The 19,609-nt window shown below is 69.9% G+C and carries 16 protein-coding genes; 6 read left to right on the forward strand and 10 right to left on the reverse strand.

Annotated features, from left to right (window positions below):
- Window positions 1–39: 39 nt before the first annotated feature.
- Window positions 40–2,022: a DNA topoisomerase IV subunit B gene (gene parE, locus DM480_RS04060; RefSeq protein WP_115380767.1), complete on the reverse strand. Its 1,983-nt coding sequence runs from the start codon at window positions 2,020–2,022 to the stop codon at window positions 40–42.
- A gap of 177 nt (window positions 2,023–2,199) precedes the next feature.
- On the opposite strand from parE, the gene DM480_RS04065 reads away from it, so the two are divergent.
- Window positions 2,200–3,054, forward strand: coding sequence for an outer membrane protein (locus tag DM480_RS04065; protein WP_115377698.1), 855 nt, complete (start codon window positions 2,200–2,202; stop codon window positions 3,052–3,054).
- 257 nt (window positions 3,055–3,311) lie between these two features.
- Here DM480_RS04065 and DM480_RS04070 read toward each other — a convergent pair whose 3' ends face one another.
- Entirely contained in the window at window positions 3,312–3,989 is a 678-nt protein-coding gene (locus tag DM480_RS04070) for a GcrA family cell cycle regulator (protein WP_115377699.1), read from the reverse strand.
- A 66-nt stretch (window positions 3,990–4,055) separates the two neighbouring features.
- Between DM480_RS04070 and DM480_RS04075 the strand changes: the two genes are divergently transcribed.
- Both DM480_RS04075 and DM480_RS04080 read left to right on the forward strand, forming a co-directional pair.
- Window positions 4,056–4,910: an ABC transporter permease gene (locus tag DM480_RS04075; protein ID WP_115377700.1), complete on the forward strand. Its 855-nt coding sequence runs from the start codon at window positions 4,056–4,058 to the stop codon at window positions 4,908–4,910.
- A gap of 170 nt (window positions 4,911–5,080) precedes the next feature.
- Window positions 5,081–6,166, forward strand: a complete 1,086-nt coding sequence (locus tag DM480_RS04080; RefSeq protein ID WP_232834111.1) for a serine hydrolase — start codon at window positions 5,081–5,083, stop codon at window positions 6,164–6,166.
- A 56-nt stretch (window positions 6,167–6,222) separates the two neighbouring features.
- Here the strand turns inward: DM480_RS04080 and DM480_RS04085 are convergent, their stop codons facing one another.
- From DM480_RS04085 to DM480_RS04100, 4 genes are read right to left on the reverse strand one after another with little or no spacing between them, the layout of a single operon-like run.
- On the reverse strand, window positions 6,223–6,777 hold the full coding sequence (locus DM480_RS04085) for a GNAT family N-acetyltransferase (RefSeq protein WP_232834112.1): 555 nt from the start codon (window positions 6,775–6,777) through the stop codon (window positions 6,223–6,225).
- Entirely contained in the window at window positions 6,774–7,574 is an 801-nt protein-coding gene (locus tag DM480_RS04090) for a LysR family transcriptional regulator (RefSeq protein WP_115377702.1), read from the reverse strand. The genes DM480_RS04085 and DM480_RS04090 overlap by 4 nt, the downstream gene beginning before the upstream one ends.
- Complete coding sequence (gene apaG, locus DM480_RS04095; protein ID WP_115377703.1) at window positions 7,571–7,969, reverse strand: Co2+/Mg2+ efflux protein ApaG; 399 nt, start codon at window positions 7,967–7,969, stop codon at window positions 7,571–7,573. The genes DM480_RS04090 and apaG overlap by 4 nt, the downstream gene beginning before the upstream one ends.
- 10 nt (window positions 7,970–7,979) lie before the next feature.
- Window positions 7,980–9,185 carry a trans-sulfuration enzyme family protein gene (locus DM480_RS04100; RefSeq protein WP_115377704.1) on the reverse strand — a complete coding sequence of 402 codons (1,206 nt, stop codon included), beginning with the start codon at window positions 9,183–9,185 and terminating at the stop codon, window positions 7,980–7,982.
- 98 nt (window positions 9,186–9,283) lie between these two features.
- Here DM480_RS04100 and DM480_RS04105 point away from each other — a divergent pair, with 98 nt between their 5' ends.
- On the forward strand, window positions 9,284–10,528 hold the full coding sequence (locus DM480_RS04105) for a phospholipid carrier-dependent glycosyltransferase (RefSeq protein ID WP_232834113.1): 1,245 nt from the start codon (window positions 9,284–9,286) through the stop codon (window positions 10,526–10,528).
- Here DM480_RS04105 and DM480_RS04110 read toward each other — a convergent pair whose 3' ends face one another.
- From DM480_RS04110 to DM480_RS04125, 4 genes are all read right to left on the reverse strand, one after another.
- The gene (locus DM480_RS04110; RefSeq protein ID WP_115377705.1) at window positions 10,529–11,356 is read right to left on the reverse strand and encodes a hypothetical protein; all 828 of its coding nucleotides are present in this window, start codon (window positions 11,354–11,356) and stop codon (window positions 10,529–10,531) included. It lies immediately after the preceding gene.
- Window positions 11,357–11,523: 167 nt separating this feature from the next.
- Complete coding sequence (locus DM480_RS04115) at window positions 11,524–12,996, reverse strand: efflux transporter outer membrane subunit (protein WP_115377706.1); 1,473 nt, start codon at window positions 12,994–12,996, stop codon at window positions 11,524–11,526.
- The gene (locus DM480_RS04120; RefSeq protein ID WP_115377707.1) at window positions 12,993–16,181 is read right to left on the reverse strand and encodes an efflux RND transporter permease subunit; all 3,189 of its coding nucleotides are present in this window, start codon (window positions 16,179–16,181) and stop codon (window positions 12,993–12,995) included. Before DM480_RS04120 ends, DM480_RS04115 begins: the two co-directional genes overlap by 4 nt.
- Entirely contained in the window at window positions 16,178–17,440 is a 1,263-nt protein-coding gene (locus tag DM480_RS04125) for an efflux RND transporter periplasmic adaptor subunit (RefSeq protein ID WP_115377708.1), read from the reverse strand. The genes DM480_RS04120 and DM480_RS04125 overlap by 4 nt, the downstream gene beginning before the upstream one ends.
- 94 nt (window positions 17,441–17,534) lie before the next feature.
- On the opposite strand from DM480_RS04125, the gene DM480_RS04130 reads away from it, so the two are divergent.
- Both DM480_RS04130 and DM480_RS04135 read left to right on the forward strand, forming a co-directional pair.
- Window positions 17,535–18,224 carry a response regulator gene (locus DM480_RS04130; RefSeq protein ID WP_115377709.1) on the forward strand — a complete coding sequence of 230 codons (690 nt, stop codon included), beginning with the start codon at window positions 17,535–17,537 and terminating at the stop codon, window positions 18,222–18,224.
- Window positions 18,221–19,558, forward strand: coding sequence for a sensor histidine kinase (locus tag DM480_RS04135; RefSeq protein ID WP_115377710.1), 1,338 nt, complete (start codon window positions 18,221–18,223; stop codon window positions 19,556–19,558). Before DM480_RS04130 ends, DM480_RS04135 begins: the two co-directional genes overlap by 4 nt.
- Window positions 19,559–19,609 lie beyond the last annotated feature (51 nt).

A 19,609-nucleotide genomic window follows, 5' to 3' on the forward strand; every position in this document is an offset into this window, starting at 1 on the left:
CCCGTCATCCCCGAGTGCGATGGCACGGGGATGACGGCTTCACGCGTCGATCGCCTCTTCGTCCAGCCGCGCCGCATTTTCCTGGATGAAGGCGAAGCGGTGGGCGGGGTTGTTGCCCATCAGGCGGTCGACCAGGTCCTTTACGCCGGCGCGCTCCTCATATTCCTGCGGCAGCGTGATGCGGATCATGCCGCGCGTCTTCGGGTCCATCGTCGTCTCGCGCAGCTGGATCGGATTCATTTCGCCCAGCCCCTTGAAGCGCGCGACCTCGACCTTCTTGCCCTTGAACGCGGTGCGTTCCAGCTCGGCGCGGTGCGCGTCGTCGCGCGCGTAGAGCGATTTCGCGCCCACCGTCAGCCGATAGAGCGGCGGCTGCGCGAGATAGAGGTGCCCGCGCCGCACCAGATCGGGCATCTCCTGGAAGAAGAACGTCATCAGCAGCGTCGCGATATGCGCGCCGTCGACGTCGGCGTCGGTCATGATGACGATCCGCTCGTAGCGCAGATTGTCGGGCACGCAGTCCTTGCGCGTGCCGCAGCCGAGCGCCTGGATCAGGTCGGCGATCTCTTGATTAGCCAGGATCTTTGCGCTCGTCGCGGATGCGACGTTCAGGATCTTGCCGCGGATCGGCAGGATCGCCTGCGTCTTCCTGTCGCGCGCCTGTTTCGCCGAACCGCCGGCCGAATCGCCTTCGACGATGAACAGCTCCGTGCCCTCCGGCGAGTCGGCGGCACAGTCGGTCAGCTTGCCGGGCAGGCGCAGCTTGCGCGCACTCGTCGCGGTCTTGCGCTTGACCTCGCGCTCCGCCTTGCGCCGCAGCCGCTCGTCCATCCGGTCAAGCACATAGCCGAGCAGGGCCTTGCCGCGCTCCATATTGTGGCCGAGCCAATGATCGAAATGGTCGCGCACCGCCTTTTCGACGAGGCCCGCCGCCTCCGGGCTGGTCAGACGGTCCTTGGTCTGACTCTGAAATTGCGGATCGCGGATGAAGACGCTGAGCATCAGCTCGCTGCCGACCATCACGTCGTCCGCGGTGATGTCCTTCGCCTTTTTCTGGTTTACCAGCTCGCCGAACGCGCGCAGGCCGCGCACCAAAGCCTGGCGCAGTCCCTGTTCGTGGGTGCCGCCGTCGGGGGTCGGGATCGTGTTGCAATACCAGCTGTAGCTGCCGTCGCTCCACAGCGGCCAGGCGACCGCCCATTCGACGCGGCCCTGTTCGTTCGGGAAATCCTGTCGCCCGGCGAAGAAATCCGCGGTGGCGCATTCGCGGCCACCGATCTGTTCCTTGAGGTGGTCGGCAAGGCCGCCGGGGAACTGGAACACCGCCTCTGCCGGCGTATCCGTGCTCTCGACCAGCGAGGCGGCGCACTTCCAGCGGATTTCGACCCCGGCGAACAGATACGCCTTCGACCGCGCGAGCTGATACAGCCGCTTGGGCTTGAAGCCGAGCTCAGGCCCGAAAATCTCGACGTCGGGGGTGAAGGCGACCGAGGTGCCGCGCCGGTTGGGCGCCGCGCCGACATGCTCCAGAGGCCCCAGCGTCTGGCCGCGGCTGAAGCGCTGGCGATACAGTTGTCGGTCGCGCGCGACCTCGACCAATGTGTCGCTCGACAATGCATTGACGACGGACACGCCGACGCCGTGCAGGCCGCCGCTGGTCGCATAGGCCTTGCCGGCGAACTTGCCGCCGGAATGGAGCGTCGACAGGATCACCTCCAGCGCCGACTTATCGGGAAACTTGGGGTGCGGATCGACCGGGATGCCGCGGCCGTTGTCCACGATGGTCAGGCGGTTGCCCGGCTCCAGCGTCACCTCGATCCGCGTCGCATGGCCCGCGACCGCCTCGTCCATCGCATTGTCGAGCACCTCGGCGGCAAGGTGATGGAGCGCGCGCTCATCGGTGCCGCCGACGTACATACCCGGGCGCCGGCGGACCGGCTCCAGCCCCTCCAGCACCTCAATCGAAGAGGCGTCGTAGCTTGCCGCGGGTGCGCCCGTCGACGCGAACAGGTCATCGCTCATCGCGCGGAACCATAAGGGAACATCGCCCGTCGCGCCAGTCTCGACCCCGCCCATTTGTTGCCCGCATGTTGCCGACCGATGCATAAAAGCCACACTCGCCCCGCCACGTCGCCCGTGGCCCGAAACCAGGACTGCATGGCGCGTTATGCGGGCAGTCTTGGTTCCGGGAGTAAAATTATGCGTCATCTTATCGTCACAACGTTCGCCGCCGTGCTCGCCGCCGTGCCCGCCCTCGCGCAGGCGCAAGATGCGCTCGGAGAAACCACGGCGGACCGGCCCTTCGCCGGCGTCTACATCGGCGCGGCGGGCGGCTATGACGTCCAGCCCAACGACGTCGGCTCGAGCATTCTGTTCGATCGCAACCTTGACGGGCGGTTCGGCGACACGGTGACGACGGCGGCAGGGGCCAACGCCTTCTCGCCCGGCTTCTGCAACGGTCGCGCGGTCGGTGCGACGCCGACGCCGGGCGGTTGCCGGAACGATCGCGACGGTTGGGCCTATTACGGGCGCGTCGGCGCGGACACGCAGCGCGGCAACATCGTCGTGGGTGCAGTCGGCGAATTCGGCAAGTCGGAGATCACCGACAGCGTCAGCGCCTATTCGACGACGCCCGCGAATTACGTGATGACGCGCACCGTCGACTGGGAAGCGAGCATTCGCGGCCGCGCGGGCTATGCGGCGAACACGACGTTGTTCTACGGCACGTTCGGCGTCGGCTACGCGCGGATCGACCGCAGCTTCAGCACGACCAACACCGCCAACACCTTCACCGGTCGTGGCGACCGCAACCAATGGGGTATCCTAGGCGGCGGCGGCATCGAGCAGAAGCTCGGCCGCAATTTCTCGATCGGCATGGAATATATGTACCATCAGTATGACGACGACGCCTATCGCGTCCGCGTCACGCAGGGGACAGCGCCGGCGACCAACCCGTTCGTGCTCGCGCCCAACACGACGGGCACAGACCTGCGCCGTTCGGACACCAAGTTTCGCTGGCATTCGCTGCGCGCGACGGCCGCGTTCCGGTTCTGAGGCGAAGAGCGTTCCGCGCGCGGCGCGGGACGCTCTGGATTGCGGTCTGCCCCCTATGGCGATGTCCAACGGCTATCGCGGGGAAGCCTGGGGGCGATGCCGCCATAACCGTCATCAGAAAAGGGCGACCGGTTCCAGCCGCCCTGTTCATTGGTGACGTTCATTGGTGACCGCGGACGTGACGGGAGTGAATCCCATGACGTCGGACGCGGCTGGTGGCCGCGCCGGCCGGGCGGCACCGCGAGCGCTTGCCCGGCTTAGCGCACGCGCGGGCCGCCGAACGGCAGCGGCGGGGGGGGACGGCGGTCGCGGCGGGGGAGCTGCGCCTGATAGGCGTGGCCGCAATGCTGCACGCAATAGGGGAAGCCCGGGTTCACCTTGTCGCCGCAGAAATGGAAGTCCGGCTCGCCCGGATGGCCGATCGGCCATTTGCAGATCCGGTCGCTGAGATCGAGCAAGGTCGTCTTGCCCGCGATCTCCGGCGACGGCTTGGCCGGCACGAGGCGGCGCGGCGGCGCAGGCGTCGAGGGCGCCTGCTGTTCGCCGGGCGATTGCCGCACGAAGCCGCCGGGGCCGACCGAGCGGAGCACCGGCTGCGGATCGCGCACGGGCGGCTCGGCCGCCGGGGCGGTGGGCGCGGCCGGGACGGTTTCGGCCTCCGGCTCGGGCTCTGGCTCGGGCGCCGGGGCGGGCGGCGGCGGCGGGGTTGGCGGCGACGCGGCGGCGGCCACCGGCTCGACCGGCGCGGGCTGCGCCTTCGCATCCGGCTCGTTCGCCTTCACCGGCGACGGACGCGATTGCAGGCCCAGGCGGTGCGCCTTGCCGATCACGGCGTTGCGGCTGACGCCGCCGAGCGCATCGGCGATCTGGCTGGCGGTCTGCCCCGCCTCCCACATCGTCTTGAGCGTGTCGATCCGCTCGTCGGTCCAGGACATGATCTTTCCTTACTCGTGCGTCAGCCGGGTTGCAGGCGGCAGCCGCTGCGGTTACCCGCTTGGCGCATGAGCAGCCAGCCCCCAATCGGCCAAATTCCTTCGGCGATCCGGTCCGCACCCGGCGTCCCGGTGATCCGGAACGTGAACTGGGGCGGCCTGAAGACCCTCTATGTGAAGGAGGTGCGCCGGTTCTTCAAGGTCCAGCTCCAAACGGTGTGGGCGCCCGCGATCACCACCCTGCTGTTCCTCATCGTCTTCACCATCGCGACCGGCGCGAAAAGCCCGGTCCATGTCGGCGGCGTCGTCATCCCCTTCGCCGATTTCATCGCGCCCGGCCTCATCATCAGCCAGGGGATGATGGGCCCCGCCTTCGCCAACGCCAGCTTCTCGCTACTCGTCGGCAAGATCCAGGGGACGATCGTCGATTACCTGCAACCGCCGCTGTCGACCGCGGAGCTGCTCGCCGCGCTGGTCGGGGGCGCGATGACACGCGCGTTCCTCGTCGGCTTCATCTGCTGGTGCGCGATGGCGCTCTATCCCGGCGTCCACGTCGCGGTCAGCCATCCGCTCGCCGTCCTGTGGTTCGGGTTCCTCGGCGCAGGCTTCCTCGCATTCCTGGGCGTCCTCACTTCGATCTGGGCGGAGAAGTTCGACCATGCCGCCGCGGTGACCAATTTCGTCATCGCGCCGCTGTCGCTGTTGTCGGGCACCTTCTATTCGGTCGACCGGCTCGCGCCCGCGTTTCGTGCGTTCAGCCACGCCAATCCGTTCTTCTACATCATCTCAGGGTTCCGTTACGGTTTCCTCGGCACCGCCGATTCGCCGATCCTGGTCGGCAGCATCGCGATCCTCGCCGCCGACGTCGCGCTCGGCATCGCCTGCTACATGCTGCTGCGCCGCGGCTGGAAGCTGAAGAGCTGATCCGCGCTGCCGCCCCGCTGGCCCTGATCGCGGCCGTTCCGGTTACCGCGGCGGCGCAGGCGGCGCCGGCGATCGACCCGACGCTGGACCAGCGCGCGCACCAGCTGATCGCGGTCCTCGCCGGCACCGCGGACTACGACACCTATTTCGCCCCCGCTTTCCGCACCGCGGTGCCGCGCGCCAAGTTCGACGCGCTCGCCGCGCAACTGCGCGCGAGTCTCGGCGCGCCGGTCGGGATCGCCGACATCGTGCCGGAGGGCCGCTGGGCCGCACAGCTGACGATCGCCTACCACCGCGGGACTGCCACGATGCGACTCGCGGTCGACCTGATGCCGCCGCATGCGGTATCGGGCCTGCTCGTCACCGGTACGCAGGTGGCAGACGATTCGGCGACGCGCATCGCCGCGGAGGTCGCCGCGCTGCCGGGGCATGCCGCGCTCGCGCTCTACCCGCTTGATGGCACGCCGCCGCCGATCGACGTCGCCGGCGCTCGGCCGATGCCGCTCGGCTCGGCCTTCAAACTGTGGGTGCTCGCCGAACTCGCGCGCCAGGTCGCCGCCGGCACGCATCGCTGGGATGAGGTGGTGGCGACCGGTGTCCCATCCCTGCCGTCGGGCATCCTGCAAGGCTGGCCGCGCGGCACGCCGATGACGGTGCAGGGGCTCGCGACGCTGATGATCGCGGCCAGCGACAATACCGCGACCGACACGCTGATCGCACTGCTCGGCCGCGACGCGGTCGATGCGACCGCCGCCCGATACGGCGCGACCGGCCCGGTGCTGACGACGCACGAGGCGTTCGCCATCAAGGCCGATGCCGCGCTGACCGCGCGCTGGGCCGCCGCCGATGCCGCCGCGCGGCGCGCGATGTTGCGCGATCCCGCGCTGGCGCTCGCCACGCGCGCGCTCGACGCGATGATGTTCTCCGGCGCACCGCTCGCCACCGACAATGTCGAATGGTTCGCCGCGCCCCGCGACATTGCCCGACTGCTCGGGGACCTGCGCGATGCGGGACCGGTGGTGCGCGCCATCCTCGCGGTCAATCCCGGCGTCGACCCGGGCAACCGCGCCCGGCTCGCCTATGTCGGGTTCAAGGGCGGCTCCGAACCCGGCGTCGCCGCGCTCGCCTATCTGGTGCAGGCGAAGGACGGCCGCTGGTACGCGCTCGTCGCCGGCTGGCACCGTCCCGACGCTGCGGTCGACGAGGCGCGCCTAGCCGCGCTGGCGATGCGCGCGCTGACGCTTGTCGGCCGATAACCGGCGTTGCGCGGCGGGAAGGGGCCACTGTCGCACTCAGGTGCGACACATCGGGCCTAAAGCTCGGCGGTGCCCCGATCCCGCTCCTCCGCCAGCAAGCCGTAGATCAGCGAATCGCGTATGCCGATATGCGTCTGCCATTCGCCGCGCAGCCGCCCCTCCAGCGTGAAGCCGAGTCGCTCGAGCAGACGGATCGAGGCCTTGTTGTCGGGATCGGTATCGGCGAAGACACGGCGATAGCCTTCGGCGAAGAGGCGATCGATCACTGCGGCCACCGCCTCGCGCGCGATCCCCTGCCCGGTCGCGTCGCGCGCGATCAGATAGCCGATCTCGGCGACGCCGCCCTGCCGCTTCGGCCCCGCGGCGACGAAGCCGACCGCGCGCGCCTCGCCCGTGCGCAGGATCGCCCAGGCACGCCATGGTCCATCGCCGCGCTCCGCGAAATGCGCGGCGAGGTCGTCGACGCTGGCGAAGGGCGGATGCGACCACCAGCGCATCGCATCGGGATCGGCCATCGTCGCGAACAGCGCCGCGGCGTCCTGCGCCCCACGCGGCCGCAGCGTCAGCCGCGCCGTGGTCAGCGTCGGCGTCGGCGTCGGCGTGGGCGTCACGCGGTCAGCGCGTCGACCAGCGAGCGTACCTTTGCCTGTCGCCATTGCGGCAACGGTGCCACCAGCCAATAACCCATGCGCGAGGGCTGCGGCTCGCCCACCACGACCAGCCGGCCCGCCGCGATGTCGCGCGCGGCAAGCAGTTCGGGCACGGTCGCCTGGCCCAGCCCGGCCGCGGCGGCATCGATCGCCAGTCCCGCGTCGGCGACACGGACGAGCGCCGCGCCGTCGCCATCGCCGGGCCAGCCGATCCGCGCGGTGCCGCCCGCACCGGGGGCGGCGACGGTCACCATGCCCTCCGACTCGATCGCCTCGCCCTCATGCTCGCCCGGCCCCTCGCCCCAACGGACCGCCAGGTCGAGGTTCGCCTCGGTAAAATCGATCGCGCTGCCCGCGCCGTGGCTGTCCGCGGCGACCAGGACGAAGCGCAGATCGGGATCGCGCGCGGCGATCGCCGCGAGCCGCGGCATCAGCCATTTCTCCGTGACGTCGCGCGGCGCGGCGATGGTCAGCGACTTGGACGACTGGCCCGCCTGCATCGCGCGCACCGCTTCCTCGAACTGGAGGAAGCCATCGCGCAACGGGGCGAGCCCGGCTTCCGCCTCCGGCGTCAGTTCCAGCCCGCGCGTCGTGCGGCGGAACAGCACGACGCCCAACGTATCCTCCAGCGCGCGTATCTGCTGGCCGACCGCAGCCGGCGTCACCGCCAGCTCGTCCGCCGCGCGCGTGAACGACAGGTGCCGCGCCGCGGCGTCGAGCACGCGGAGCCCGTTCAGCGGCAGATGCGTGCGCTTCATGTCTCCACCGCCGGCGCGATCAGCGCGAAACGGGGAATCGCGACGTCGAACGCGCCGCCGTCGGCACCGACCATGCGGTAACTGCCCTGCATCGCGCCCGACGGCGTCGCCAGCGGGCAGCCGGAGACATAATCGTAGCTGCCGCCCGGCGCGATCACCGGCTGGTCGCCGACGACGCCCTCGCCCTCGACGCTGTGCCGCGCGCCGCGGCCATCGGTGATGATCCAGTGGCGGGTGAGCAGCTGGACGGGCGTGCGCGTCGCATTCTCGATGCGGATGTGATAGGCCCAGCACCAGCGGCCGCGCGTCGGCTCCGACTGATCGGACAGATAGCTGACCGCCACGCGCACGGTGACCCCGTCGGTGGTTTCGGCATGCGGGAAGAACTGCTTCACGCCGCCATCCTCACAACCCCGCGACCCGCAACGCCTGGTCGAGGTCGTCGATCAGGTCCTGCGCATCCTCAAGCCCGACGTTGAGGCGCAGCAGCCCCTCGGTCACGCCCATCTCCGCGCGAACCTCCGCCGACACGCCGGCATGCGTCGTCGAGGCGGGATGCGTCATCAGCGAGCGCGAATCGCCGATGTTGTTCGAAATGTCGATCAGCGTCAGCGCGTCGAGCAACGCATGCGCCTGCTCACGCCCCTCCACCTCGAACGCGAAGATCGGACCGGTCGCGCGCATCTGGCGCATCGCGAGGTCGTGCTGCGGATGGCCGGGCAGGCCGGGGTGCAGGATGCGCGGCACGCGCGGCTCCAGGAAGCGGCCGACCGCGAGCGCATTGTCCGACTGGCGCATGATCCTGAGGTCCAACGTCTCCAGCCCCTTCATCACCACCCATGCGTTGAAGGGCGACAATGTCGGCCCGGTGTTGCGGGTGAAGGGCAAGAGCGTGTTGGTGATGAAATCCTCGGTCCCGCACACCGCGCCCGCCAGCACGCGCCCCTGCCCGTCCATCATCTTCGTCGCCGAATAGGCGGTGACGTCGGCGCCGAAATCCATCGGCCGCTGCAAGGCGGGCGTCGCAAAGGCGTTGTCGACCACCGTCGTGATACCGCGTTCGCGCGCGATGGCGCAGATCGCCGACAGGTCCGCGACGTCCATCGTGGGATTGGCGGGCGTTTCAAAGAAGAAGACCTTCGTCTCGGGCCGTACCGCATCGAGGAACTGCTGCGGGTCGCGCGCATCGACGATCGAGGTCGCGATGCCGAATTTGGGCAGCAACGTGTCGGTCAGCCAGCGGCACGATCCGAACGCCGCGCGTCCGCCGACCAGATGGTCGCCCGCCTGCAACTGGCACAGCAGCACCGCGGTCATCGCCGCCATGCCGCTCGCCATCGTCCGGCACGCCTCTGCGCCCTCGAGCAGCGCGATCCGGTGCTCCAGCATCTCGACGGTCGGATTCTGCAGCCGGGAATAGGTCATCCCCTGCTGCTCGCCCGCGAACCGGGCCGCCGCGTCCGCCGCGCGGTCGTAGGTGTAGCCGGACGTTAGGAACAGCGCCTCGCTCGTCTCGCCATATTCGCTGCGCGCGGTGCCGCCGCGCACCGCGAGCGTCGCGGGACGCCAGTTCTGGGTGATCGAGCGGTCCTGGCCTGCCTTGCGCTTCATGACGATGCGCTTTGCCGGGAAGCGGCGCGGGGGGCAAGGGCGCGCAGGGGTGCGTGCGTCTTGCCAAGCGGCGCGGCAGCGGGGAGAACGCAGCTCTCGTGCGCCCCGTGTCCCGCTCCCTGCCCCGTCCCCTGGCCGCCGCCGTCCTCATCGGCCTCGTCGCGCAGGCCCTGTTCGCCTGGCGGCTGGCAACCCCGCATACCTATGTCTTCGACGAGGTGCATTACGTCCCCGCCGCGGAGGTGCTCGGCCGCTTGTGGGGGCCGACCAACACCGAACATCCCCTGCTCGGCAAGACGCTGATCGCGCTCGGCATGCGGCTGTTCGGTAACGACCCGCTCGGCTGGCGGGCGTTGTCGACGCTGGCGGGCACGGGCGTCGTCCTCGGCGTGTTCGCGATCCTGTGGCTGGGGCTCGGCCGCCTGCGCCCCGCGGTGGTCGGCGCGCTCCTCGCGATGCTCAATTTCACCGTCTTCGTGGAGGCGCGGATCGCGATGCTCGACGGGTTCATGGCCGCCTTCGTCGTGCTCGGCCTCGCCGCCTTGCTCTGGGCGATGCGCGGCACGGGCGGCGCGGTGTGGCGGCGCTGGCTGCTTGGCGGTGTGCTGCTCGGCCTCGCGATGGGATGCAAATGGACCGCTCTGCCGTACGTCGCGCTCGCGGGCGCGGGGTTCGTCTGGCTGCGCCGCGGCCGGCCGGATCGCTGGCCGGGCCTGCCCTGGGCGGCGGGGCTCGGGGTGCTTGGCCTGGCGAGCGGGGGCGCCTATCTTGCGACTTTCCTGCCCGCCTTCTTCTACGCCAGCGCGCCGATGACGTTGGGGCGGCTGATCCCCTTCCAGCTCGACATGTACCGCCAGCAGACCGAGGTGTTGCCTGCGCACGCCTATCAGTCGCCCTGGTACAGCTGGCCGTTCGCCTATCGCCCGATCTGGTATTTCTACGCACCCGCCGATGGCGCGCAGCGCGGCATCCTGATGCTCGGCAATCCGGCGGTGATGTGGGGCGGCCTCGTCGCGGTCGCGGCCTGCCTGTGGGCGGGACTCCGGCATCGCGCGACACCGCCGCTGCTCGCCGCTTTGCTGTGGATCGCCAGCCTCGCGATGTGGGCCGTTATCCCGAAATCGCTCGGCTTTTATTATTATTACTATCTGTCGAGCATCTGGCTGGCGATCGCACTCGCCGTCGCCTTCGACTGGTGGCGCGACCGCCTACGCTATGCGGACGAGGCGTTTCTGCTGCTCAGCGCCGTGCTGTTCGTCCACTTCTACCCGATCCTCGCCGCCACCGCGCTCGCTGGTCCCGACACGTTTCGGCGCTGGATGTGGTTGCACAGCTGGATCTGATCAGGATGCCGGCACGCTCGCCGCCACCGGCGCGGCGGCGTCGCTCGCCGCCGGCGTATTGGGCGCCCCAGCGACGGGTATTGCGGCCGGCGTCTGCGCAACGGTGTCGGCGGGCGTCGCGGTCGGCGTGGGTGCCGCGGTCGGGGCGGGGACGGCGACTTCGGCGACCGCCGGCGGGGGCAGCGTCGCGACCACCACCGGCGGCGTCACGCGCGGCTCGTAATAATCGCGCCACTTCTCGAAGGCGGAGAAAAAGGCGATGAACGGATGGTCGATCCGCGCCAGCGACGCGCGCGCAAAGGTCGGCAGGTTCGGATCGGTGACGTTGAGCACCGCCGCAATCTCCTGCCGCGCAACCGCGCAGAAGGCGACGCGGATCGCCGGCGCGCTGTAGAAATTGTATAGCCGCGTCTGGTTGTCGTCGAACGCCGCCTCCCAGTCGCTCCAGCCCGTCTCCTGCCACTCGTCGCGATATTTGCGGATATACGTATCCAGCCCGACGCGATGGCCGATCAGCCATGCGTTATAGGGTTCGACCACGCCGCCACCCGCGGCCTCGCACGCCAGCGCCGCGACGTTGAGCGCACCGCGCAGATGCCAGACCGCGGCGGCATCGGTCATGCGGAAATTGGGCGTGACGAAGGTGCCGTCCTCGCGCTTCGCCGGGATATCCATCCCGGCATAGCCGCCGCGCGGCATCGTCGGCGGGGGTGGCGGGGGCGGCGGCAGCGTCGCGACGACGGGGGGCGGCATCACCGGCTGGGTGGCGCACCCGGCCAGCATCGCCGCGGGCACGAGGATCGGCAGCCAGCGTCCGCGCATCGTCATCGTTTGTCTCAACCTCCAGCCACCACGACCACGCCGCAATGGTGCCGCAGCATCATGCCCGGCACGCATCGTGCGCAGCTAGTCGCTGCCCGCCGAACGCCGCAAGGGGCGCTGCGATCCCCCGGCCTCGGTACGCGGCGACCTGCGCGCCGCCCCGACCCCGATGGTCAGCGCGCCCCCGCCGCCCCATAACCGGCGGCAGGGCCCGACGCCGCGATCGGCCCGCCCGCCGCCTGGAACATCGCCACCGTGTCGGTCAGGCGCGCGGCGCGCGCCTGGACCAGTTGCTGGCGCGCCTGGGCATCGGCAGCGGTGGCGTTGAGCAGTTGCAGCGTGCCGACGCTGCCCAGCGCAAGCTGTCGCCGGGCAAAGGTCAGCGCCTGGTCCGCCGCATCGCTCGCCCGCGTCGCCGCGGTCAGCGCATCGCCGTCGGTGCGCAGCGCGGTCAGCGCATTGGCGACGTCGCCGAACGCCTGCAGCACCGCTGCGCGATATTGCGCCTTCGCCCCCTCCAGCGCGGCCTCGGCGGCCTTTTGCTGATGACGCAGCGCGCCGCCGTGGAAGATCGGCTGCGTGATGCCGCCGATCAGGCTCCAGAACGGATTGCCGGTGGCGAACATGTCGCCAAAGCGCTGCGCCGCGCCGCCCGCATTGGCGCCGAGCTGGATGCTCGGCAGCCGCGCCGCGATCGCCGCGCCGACATCGGCGCCAGCGCCTTCCAGCTGCGCCTGCGCCGCCCGCACGTCTGGCCGCCGCGCGACCAGGTCTGACGGCACCACCGCGGGCAACGCCTGCGGAAGCGTCAGCGACGCCATGTCGGGCAGCGGCGGCAGCGCGATCCCCGCCGCACGGCCGATCAGCGTCCCGATCAGCACGCGCTGCTGCGCCTCCGCCCGCACCAGTGGCGGCAACGCGCCTTCCGCGGTGGCGAGCGCCGTCTGCTGCGTTGCGACGTCGGCGAGGCCGATGTCACCCAGCCGCTGGCGCTGCTGCATCTTGCCCAGGATGTCGCGATTGACCGCGATGCTCGTCTGCGCCGCAGCGATCTGGTCGGCAAGGCTGGCGCGCGCGATCGCCGCGGTGACGAGGTTCGCGACCACCGTCATCCGCGCGGCGTCCAGCCGGTGCGCCTGCACCGCGGCGGCGGCACGCGCGGAACGCAGCTTCGCGCGGTTGCCACCGAACAGATCGAGGTCGTAGCTGACCGTCCCCTGCACCGTATGCAGCGTGTAGAGCTGCTGATTCTGATCGGCGACGGCGGGCGACAGCGCGTTGGACACGCGCGTGCGCTGCGCCTGGTAACTGGCATCGACCTGCGGCAACAGCGCCGCGCCGGTGACGCGCGCCTGTTCCTGCGCCTGGCGCAACGTCGCCTCCGCCACCGCGACGTCGGTGCTGTGCGCCAGCGCCTCATCGACGAGCGCGTCGAGCGCGGGACTGCGAAACGCGCGCCACCAGTCGGCGGCGACCGCCGCCGTGGCGGTCGCCTGCACGGGGCCGCCAGCGGGCGTGATCGTCACCGCGGCGGGCGTCGGGGGCAACGCGGCGTGCGCATCGAGATCGCGGGGCCCGACGGTGCAGCCGGCCAGCAGCGCGGCCGTCGTCGCGCTTGCCAGCGCGAGAATGATCGACCGCGTCATGCCGGCACCTCCCCCTCGATCGCATCGGGTCGATGCTCACCCACATCCCGGCCATGCGCGCCCCGGTCCGCCGGCGACACGCGATGCGAGAATCGCGCGATCAGCACGGGAAGCAGCAGCAGGATCAGCACCGGCGCCAGCGTCATGCCGCCGACGACGACGAGCGCGAGCGGCTTTTGCACCTGGCTGCCGATACCGTGGGACAAAGCGGCTGGCAGCAGGCCGATCGCCGCGACCAGGCAGGTCATGACGACAGGACGCAGGCTGTTCTTCACCGTCGTCGCCAGCGCGACGTCGCGGTCCGCGCCTTCGTCGATCGCATTGTTGTAGGTCGTCACCACCAGAATGCCGTCCATCACCGCGATGCCGAACAGCGCGACGAAGCCGATCGCGGCGGATATGCTGAACGCCGTGCCGGTCAGCGCCAGCGCGATCACGCCGCCGACGATCGCCATCGGGATCGCGCTGAACGCGAGCAGGCTGTCGCGGATCGAGCCGAAATTGGCGTAGAGCAGCAGCAGGATGACGACGAGGCTGATCGGCACGACGATCTCCAGCCGCGCGATCGCGTTCTTGAGGTTGTCAAGCTCGCCCGCCCATTCCAGGTGATAGCCAGCGGGCAGGTGGACGTTGCGCTGGATGTGCGTGCGCGCCTCGTCCACCGCACCGCCGAGGTCGCGGCCGCGCACCGAGAATTTGATCGGGATGTAGCGTTCCTGATGCTCGCGATAGATGAACGAGGCGCCCGTCGTCAGCTTGATGTCGGCGACCTGCGACAACGGCACCTGGATCGTCCCCGATCCGTCGGGCGCGGGCGCGGCGATCGCGATCTGGCTGACCGATTCAATCGAATCGCGCTGCGCCGGCTTCAGCCGGACGACGATCGGGAAGTGCCGGTCGGTCCCCGCTTCGTACAGGTCCGACACCGAATTGCCGCCGATCGCCGCGGCGACGGTCGCGTTGACGTCGTCGGGCGTCAGGCCATACCGCGCCGCCTTGACCCGGTCGACATCGATGCGGACCGTCGGCTGGCCGAGCGACTGGAAGACGCCAAGGTCGGTGATGCCCTGCACCTTGGCCATCTGGTCCTTGATCTGGTCGGCGTATTTTTCCAGCGTCGGCAGGTCGGGGCCGAACAGCTTGATCGAATTGGCGCCCTTCACGCCCGATGCCGCCTCTTCGACATTGTCCTCGATGTATTGCGAGAACGAGAAGTCGACTCCGGGGAAACGCTGTTGCAGCTTCTTCGACAGTTCCTCGGTCATCGTCTCCTTGGTGACGCCGCTTGGCCAGGTGTCGAACGGCTTCAGGGGCACGAAGAATTCGGCGTTGAAGAACCCGGTCGAATCGGTGCCGTCGTCCGGGCGCCCCTGCGCCGACAGGACGGACTGCACCTCCGGATATTGCATGATGATCCGGCGCACCTGGTTGACCATCGGCTGCCCCGATTCGAGGCTGATCGACGCGGGCATCGTCGCGCGGATGTACATATTGCCTTCTTCGAGGTGCGGCAGGAACTCGATGCCCAGCGAGCGCACGCCGACCACCGCGAGCGCCAGCATCACCACGCCGCCGCCGATCGCCAGCACGCGGTTGGCGAGCGCGAAGGCGGCCGCCGGTTCGTAGGCGCGGCGCAGCTTGCCGACGATCCACGTCTCCACTTCCGATAACTTGTCGGGCAGCAGCAATGTCGCCAGCACCGGCGCGACGGTGAAGGTCGCGAGCAGGCCGCCGGTTATCGCATAGGCATAGGTCTTCGCCATGGGCCCGAAGATGTGGCCCTCGACGCCCGTCAAAGTGAACAGCGGCAGGAAGCTGGCGATGATGATCGCCGCGGCGAAGAAGATGCCGCGGCTGACCTCGCCCGACGCGCCCAGCACCGCGGAGAAACGGTTGGCCACCGTATAATGCCCGCGGCCGCTTTCGACGTGCGCGGAGCGTTCGACCATGTGGCGGAAGATGTTCTCCACCATGATGACGCTCGCGTCGACGACCAGGCCGAAATCGAGCGCGCCGACGGAGAGCAGGTTGGCGCTTTCCCCCTGCAACACCAGGAGCAGGATCGCGAAAGCGAGCGCGAACGGGATCGTCGCCGCCACGATCACCGCGCTCCTCAGATTGCCCAGGAACACCCACTGGAGCGCGAAGATCAGCAGGATGCCGACCACCATGTTCTCCAGCACGGTGTGGATGGTCAGGTTGATGAGGTCGGAGCGGTCGTAGATGCGCTGCAGCTGTACGCCCGGCGGCAGGATGCCCGACGCGTTGATGTCGGCGACTTCCTTCTGCACCGCCTTGATCGTCGGCATCGACTGCGCGCCGCGCTGCATCAGCACGATGCCCTGCACGATGTCGTCCTGGTCGTTGTAGCCGGCGATGCCGAGCCGCGGCGCATTGCCGATCTTCACATGCGCGACGTCCTTCAGGAAGATCGGCTGGCCGCCCGCGGTGCCCACCAGCACGTTCTCGATCCCGCTCGGCGACTGGATCAGGCCGACGCCGCGCACGATCGCGGCCTGGCTGCCGAAATTGATCGTCTGGCCGCCGACGTTGCCGTCGCTCTTCGACAGCGCGGTCAGCACCTGCGGGATCGACACGTTGTGCGCGACGAGCCGGTCGTTGTCGATGACGACGTCATACGTCCTGAGCTTGCCGCCCCAGCCGGTAACGTCGATAACGCCCGGGATCCGCTTGAACCGGCGGTCGAGGATCCAGTCCTGGATCGTCTTCAGATCCATCACCGAATAGCCCGGCGGCGCCGTCAGCTTGTAGCGGAAAATCTCACCCACCGGGCTTGTCGGCGAGATTGACGGCTGCGCGCCCCCGGCGAGCGGGGGCAGCTGCGACAGGCGATTGATGACCTGCTGCTTCGCCTGTTCGTTGGTGTAATCGTAGGTGAACTGGATCTTGATGTCGGACAGGCCGAACAGGCTGATCGCGCGGATCGCGGTCATGTGCGGGATGCCCGCCATGCCCACCTCGATCGGGATGGTGACGTTGCGCTCCATCTCCTCCGCGGACAGGCCCTTGGTCTGGGTGATGACCTCGACCATCGGCGGCACGGGATCGGGATAGGCTTCGATATTGAGGTTCGCGAAGCCGATCACGCCCGCGACCAGCATCGCGACGAAGACGCCGACGATCAGCAGCCGCTGGCGCAGCGCGAAGGAGACGATGCGGTTCATTCGCCCAGACCCGCCTCGTTGACGAACAAGGCGCCGGCGGTGACGATCTTCTCGCCGGGCGCAAGGCCGCTGGTCACGGTCACCTGGCCGTCGGTCGAGTCGCTCGTCTGCACGTTGCGCGCGGCGAGCAGGCCGTCGGGCCGCACCACCCAGACGCGCGCGGCGTCGCCTTCGTGGATCACCGCGGCGGCGGGTACGCGGATCGCCTCGCCCTGCCGGCGGCTGCGGATCGCAAAGCTCGCGAACATCTGCGGCTTCAGCGCGCCATCGGGATTGGCGATGCTCGCGCGCACCGGCAGGCGGTGCGTCTGCGGGTCGAGCGCCGCGCCGACGAGGTCGATCGTCGCGTAGAAGGTGCGGCCCGGCAGCGCCGGCGTCGTCACCGTCACCGCATCGCCGACATGGACGTCGCTCGCGTCGCTCTCGGCGACCTGCGCGACCAGCCAGACGCGCGACGGATCGGTGATCGTCATCACCGGCTTGTCGCCACCCTGCGCGACATATTGCCCCGCCGCCACGTCGCGCGACGCGATCAGCCCGCCGATCGGCGCGTGCAGCGTCGTCACGTCGTGGATGCCGGATACTTCGCCCACCGACTCCAGCCGCGCGATCTCGCCCGGCGTCTTGCCGAGAATGGCGAGCTTGTCGCGCGCCGCGCCGAGCGCGGCCGCCGCGGTCCGCGCGCTCGCCTGCGCCGCGACCAGATCGGCGCGCGCCTGCTGATAATCCTTCAGCGCGCCGCCCGCGGTCTGGTACATCTGCTGCTGGCGATCCGCGGTCCGCTGCGCCGCGACGAGCTGCGCCTGTGCGTTCTGGAACGCCGCGCGCGCCGAAAACAGCCCGCTGCGCGCATCGACGAAGTCGCTGGTCTTGATGAGCAGCAGCGGCTGCCCCTGCCGCACGCGCTGCCCCGCATCGGCGAGCACGCGGACGACCTGCCCGGAATAGGGCATGAGGACCGGCGTCGAATGGTTTCCGTCGACGGTGATCGCGCCCGTCGCCAGCGTCCGATCGCCCGTCGCCGCGACGCCGACGCGCATCGTCGTCAGCGACGCCATCTGCTGCGGCGTCAGGCGCAGCGTCCCCGGCGGGGTCGACGGTGGCGGGGCGGGCTCGTGATGCGTCAGCTTGCCGATCAACATGACGAGGATCGCGATCCCGACGAGCACGCCGACGACGATGCCCAGCCAGCGCACCTGCTGCGCGCGCGACAGCGTCCGGGTGGGGGGCAACGGTTCGGCGGGGGAAGAAGCGTGCATTCGGCGGTCCTGACGATATCCGACTGGCCCCGATACGGACGCTTCCTTACAAGTAGCTTACGGATGCTGCGCTGCGGGAAGGGACAACCGGGTTTTGCGGATTTTGCTGGTCGAGGACGATCCCGATCTCGCCCGCGAGCTGACCGACGCGCTGGAGCGGCGCGGGATGACGGTCGACCTCGCACGCGATACGGAGGAGGGCGCGGCGTTCCTGCATGCCGGCGCGCACGATGCCTTGCTGCTCGACCTCGGCCTGCCCGATGGCGACGGGCTCGCGCTGCTCCGGTCGCTGCGCGCGCGCGGCATGACGCGCCCCGTGCTGCTGCTCACCGCGCGCGGGACGGTGGAGGCGCGGATCGCCGGGCTCAACGCCGGCGCGGACGATTATCTCGTCAAACCGTTCGACACCGATGAGCTGCATGCGCGCATCCTCGCGGTGCTGCGTCGCCAGGGCGGGTATGTCGGAGAAACGCTCGGCTGCGGCGCGCTGTCGTTCGACATCGCCGCGCGGCGCGCGCGGATCGGCGACGCGGTGCTGACGCTGTCGACACGCGAGACGGAGCTGCTCGAACTGCTGCTGCGCCGGCAGGGCAGCGTCGTTCCCAAGCGGCTGGCGGAGGATCAGCTGTTCGGCGTCGGCGGCGATCTCGGCTCCAATGCGATCGAAGTCTACGTCCACCGCCTGCGCAAGCGGCTGGGCGATGCCGGCGGCGGGGTCCGGATCGAAACCGTGCGCGGCGTCGGCTACATGATCGTGGCGGATCGCCCCGGCGAGGCGGCATGACGCGCCCGCCGATCGCCGCGCGACTGCGACGCTTCTGGCCGCGGTCCCTGTTCGGACAGTTCATCGCGCTCCACGTCCTGCTGGGCGTGGTCGCCGCGGCCGTCCTGTCGCTGGGCGTTTCGGTGCTGCTGCACCGCACTGCCAACCATTATCAGCACGACCTGTTGCTGCAGCAGGCGGCGGCGGCGGAGCGCGTGCTGGCGCGTCGGCCCGACGCGACGATCGTCGCGGCGACCGACCTCCCGGTCAGCGGCCTGTCGATCGCGGTGCTCGACGCACGCCACGTCGCGCGCGTCGTTCACGGCCCGCCGCGCCCCGGCATCGCCGCCGCCGCGCCGCTGACCCGCGGGACGGTGTTCTTCCACCGCGGCAGCGTGCGCGCGCTCAGCCGCCCGTTCCGCCGTGGCTGGATCGTCGTGTCGCAGGATTCGGATGCGCCGCAGGTCGTCACCGACGATATCGTCCGCGCCTTCCTCACCCGTTTCGCACTCCTGCTCCTGCCATTCGCCGCGCTGCTGCCGCTGATCGGCGCGCTGCTCACCCGGCGGCTGACGCGGCGGATGCGGACCGTGTCCGCGATCGCGGCGGGGATCGGGCCGCGTGCGATCGACCAGCGGCTGCCGCGCGGTACCCTGCCCCTGGAGGTCGAACCCCTGGCGATCGCCACCAATGCCGCGCTCGACCGCCTCGAAAAGGGCTTTCGCGCGCAGGCCGCCTTCGCCGCCGACATCGCCCACGAACTGCGCACCCCGCTCGCGATCGTGCGATTGCGCGCGGAAAAGGTTGCGGACGACGACCAGCGCCGCGCGCTGCTCGACAGCCTCGACCGCGCCTCGCGCGTCGTCGGCCAGTTGCTCGGCCTCGCCGACCTCGAACGGCGCGTCGAGGATGCCGGCACGCGCATCGACCTTGCCGCGATCGCCGAAGACGTCGTCTCGGCGCGCGCGCCCGCCGTCCTCGCCGGCGGTCGGACGATCGGGCTGGAGGATCACGGCGCGATCCCGCTGCACGGCTTTGCCGGCCCGCTGACGCTGGCACTCGAAAACCTCGTCGACAATGCCGCACGCCACACGCCGCCCGGCACGCAGATCACCGTCACGATCGGCCCCGGCGCGCGCCTGTCGGTGCGCGACGACGGCGAGGGCATCGCCCCCGACCAGGCGGACCGCCTCACCGAGCGCTTCTTCCGCGGCGACGCCCCCCGTACGGAGGGTCATGGCATCGGTCTGTCGATCGTCCAGCGCGTGGTGGAGGCGCATCACGGCACGCTGATGATCGCCGCCGGGCCGGATGGACGCGGTGCGGTATTCGCGATGACGTTCCGGGGGGCGTGACGGCAGCGTCCAACGAGCGCCACCACCCGACTTCCCGCGCGTGACGGATCG

Origin of the sequence: Sphingomonas sp. FARSPH (genome assembly GCF_003355005.1) — a bacterium.
Taxonomy (GTDB): domain Bacteria; phylum Pseudomonadota; class Alphaproteobacteria; order Sphingomonadales; family Sphingomonadaceae; genus Sphingomonas.

Excerpts from the sequence above, each read along its gene's own strand:
- DM480_RS04070 (WP_115377699.1), bottom strand. The coding sequence starts at position 3,989 with ATGTCCTGGACCGACGAGCGGATCGACACGCTCAAGACGATGTGGGAG.
- DM480_RS04075 (WP_115377700.1), top strand. The coding sequence starts at position 4,056 with ATGAGCAGCCAGCCCCCAATCGGCCAAATTCCTTCGGCGATCCGGTCC.
- DM480_RS04115 (WP_115377706.1), bottom strand. The coding sequence starts at position 12,996 with ATGACGCGGTCGATCATTCTCGCGCTGGCAAGCGCGACGACGGCCGCG.
- parE (WP_115380767.1), bottom strand. The coding sequence starts at position 2,022 with ATGAGCGATGACCTGTTCGCGTCGACGGGCGCACCCGCGGCAAGCTAC.
- DM480_RS04065 (WP_115377698.1), top strand. The coding sequence starts at position 2,200 with ATGCGTCATCTTATCGTCACAACGTTCGCCGCCGTGCTCGCCGCCGTG.
- DM480_RS04110 (WP_115377705.1), bottom strand. The coding sequence starts at position 11,356 with ATGACGATGCGCGGACGCTGGCTGCCGATCCTCGTGCCCGCGGCGATG.
- DM480_RS04125 (WP_115377708.1), bottom strand. The coding sequence starts at position 17,440 with ATGCACGCTTCTTCCCCCGCCGAACCGTTGCCCCCCACCCGGACGCTG.
- DM480_RS04100 (WP_115377704.1), bottom strand. The coding sequence starts at position 9,185 with ATGAAGCGCAAGGCAGGCCAGGACCGCTCGATCACCCAGAACTGGCGT.
- DM480_RS04135 (WP_115377710.1), top strand. The coding sequence starts at position 18,221 with ATGACGCGCCCGCCGATCGCCGCGCGACTGCGACGCTTCTGGCCGCGG.
- DM480_RS04120 (WP_115377707.1), bottom strand. The coding sequence starts at position 16,181 with ATGAACCGCATCGTCTCCTTCGCGCTGCGCCAGCGGCTGCTGATCGTC.
- DM480_RS04090 (WP_115377702.1), bottom strand. The coding sequence starts at position 7,574 with ATGAAGCGCACGCATCTGCCGCTGAACGGGCTCCGCGTGCTCGACGCC.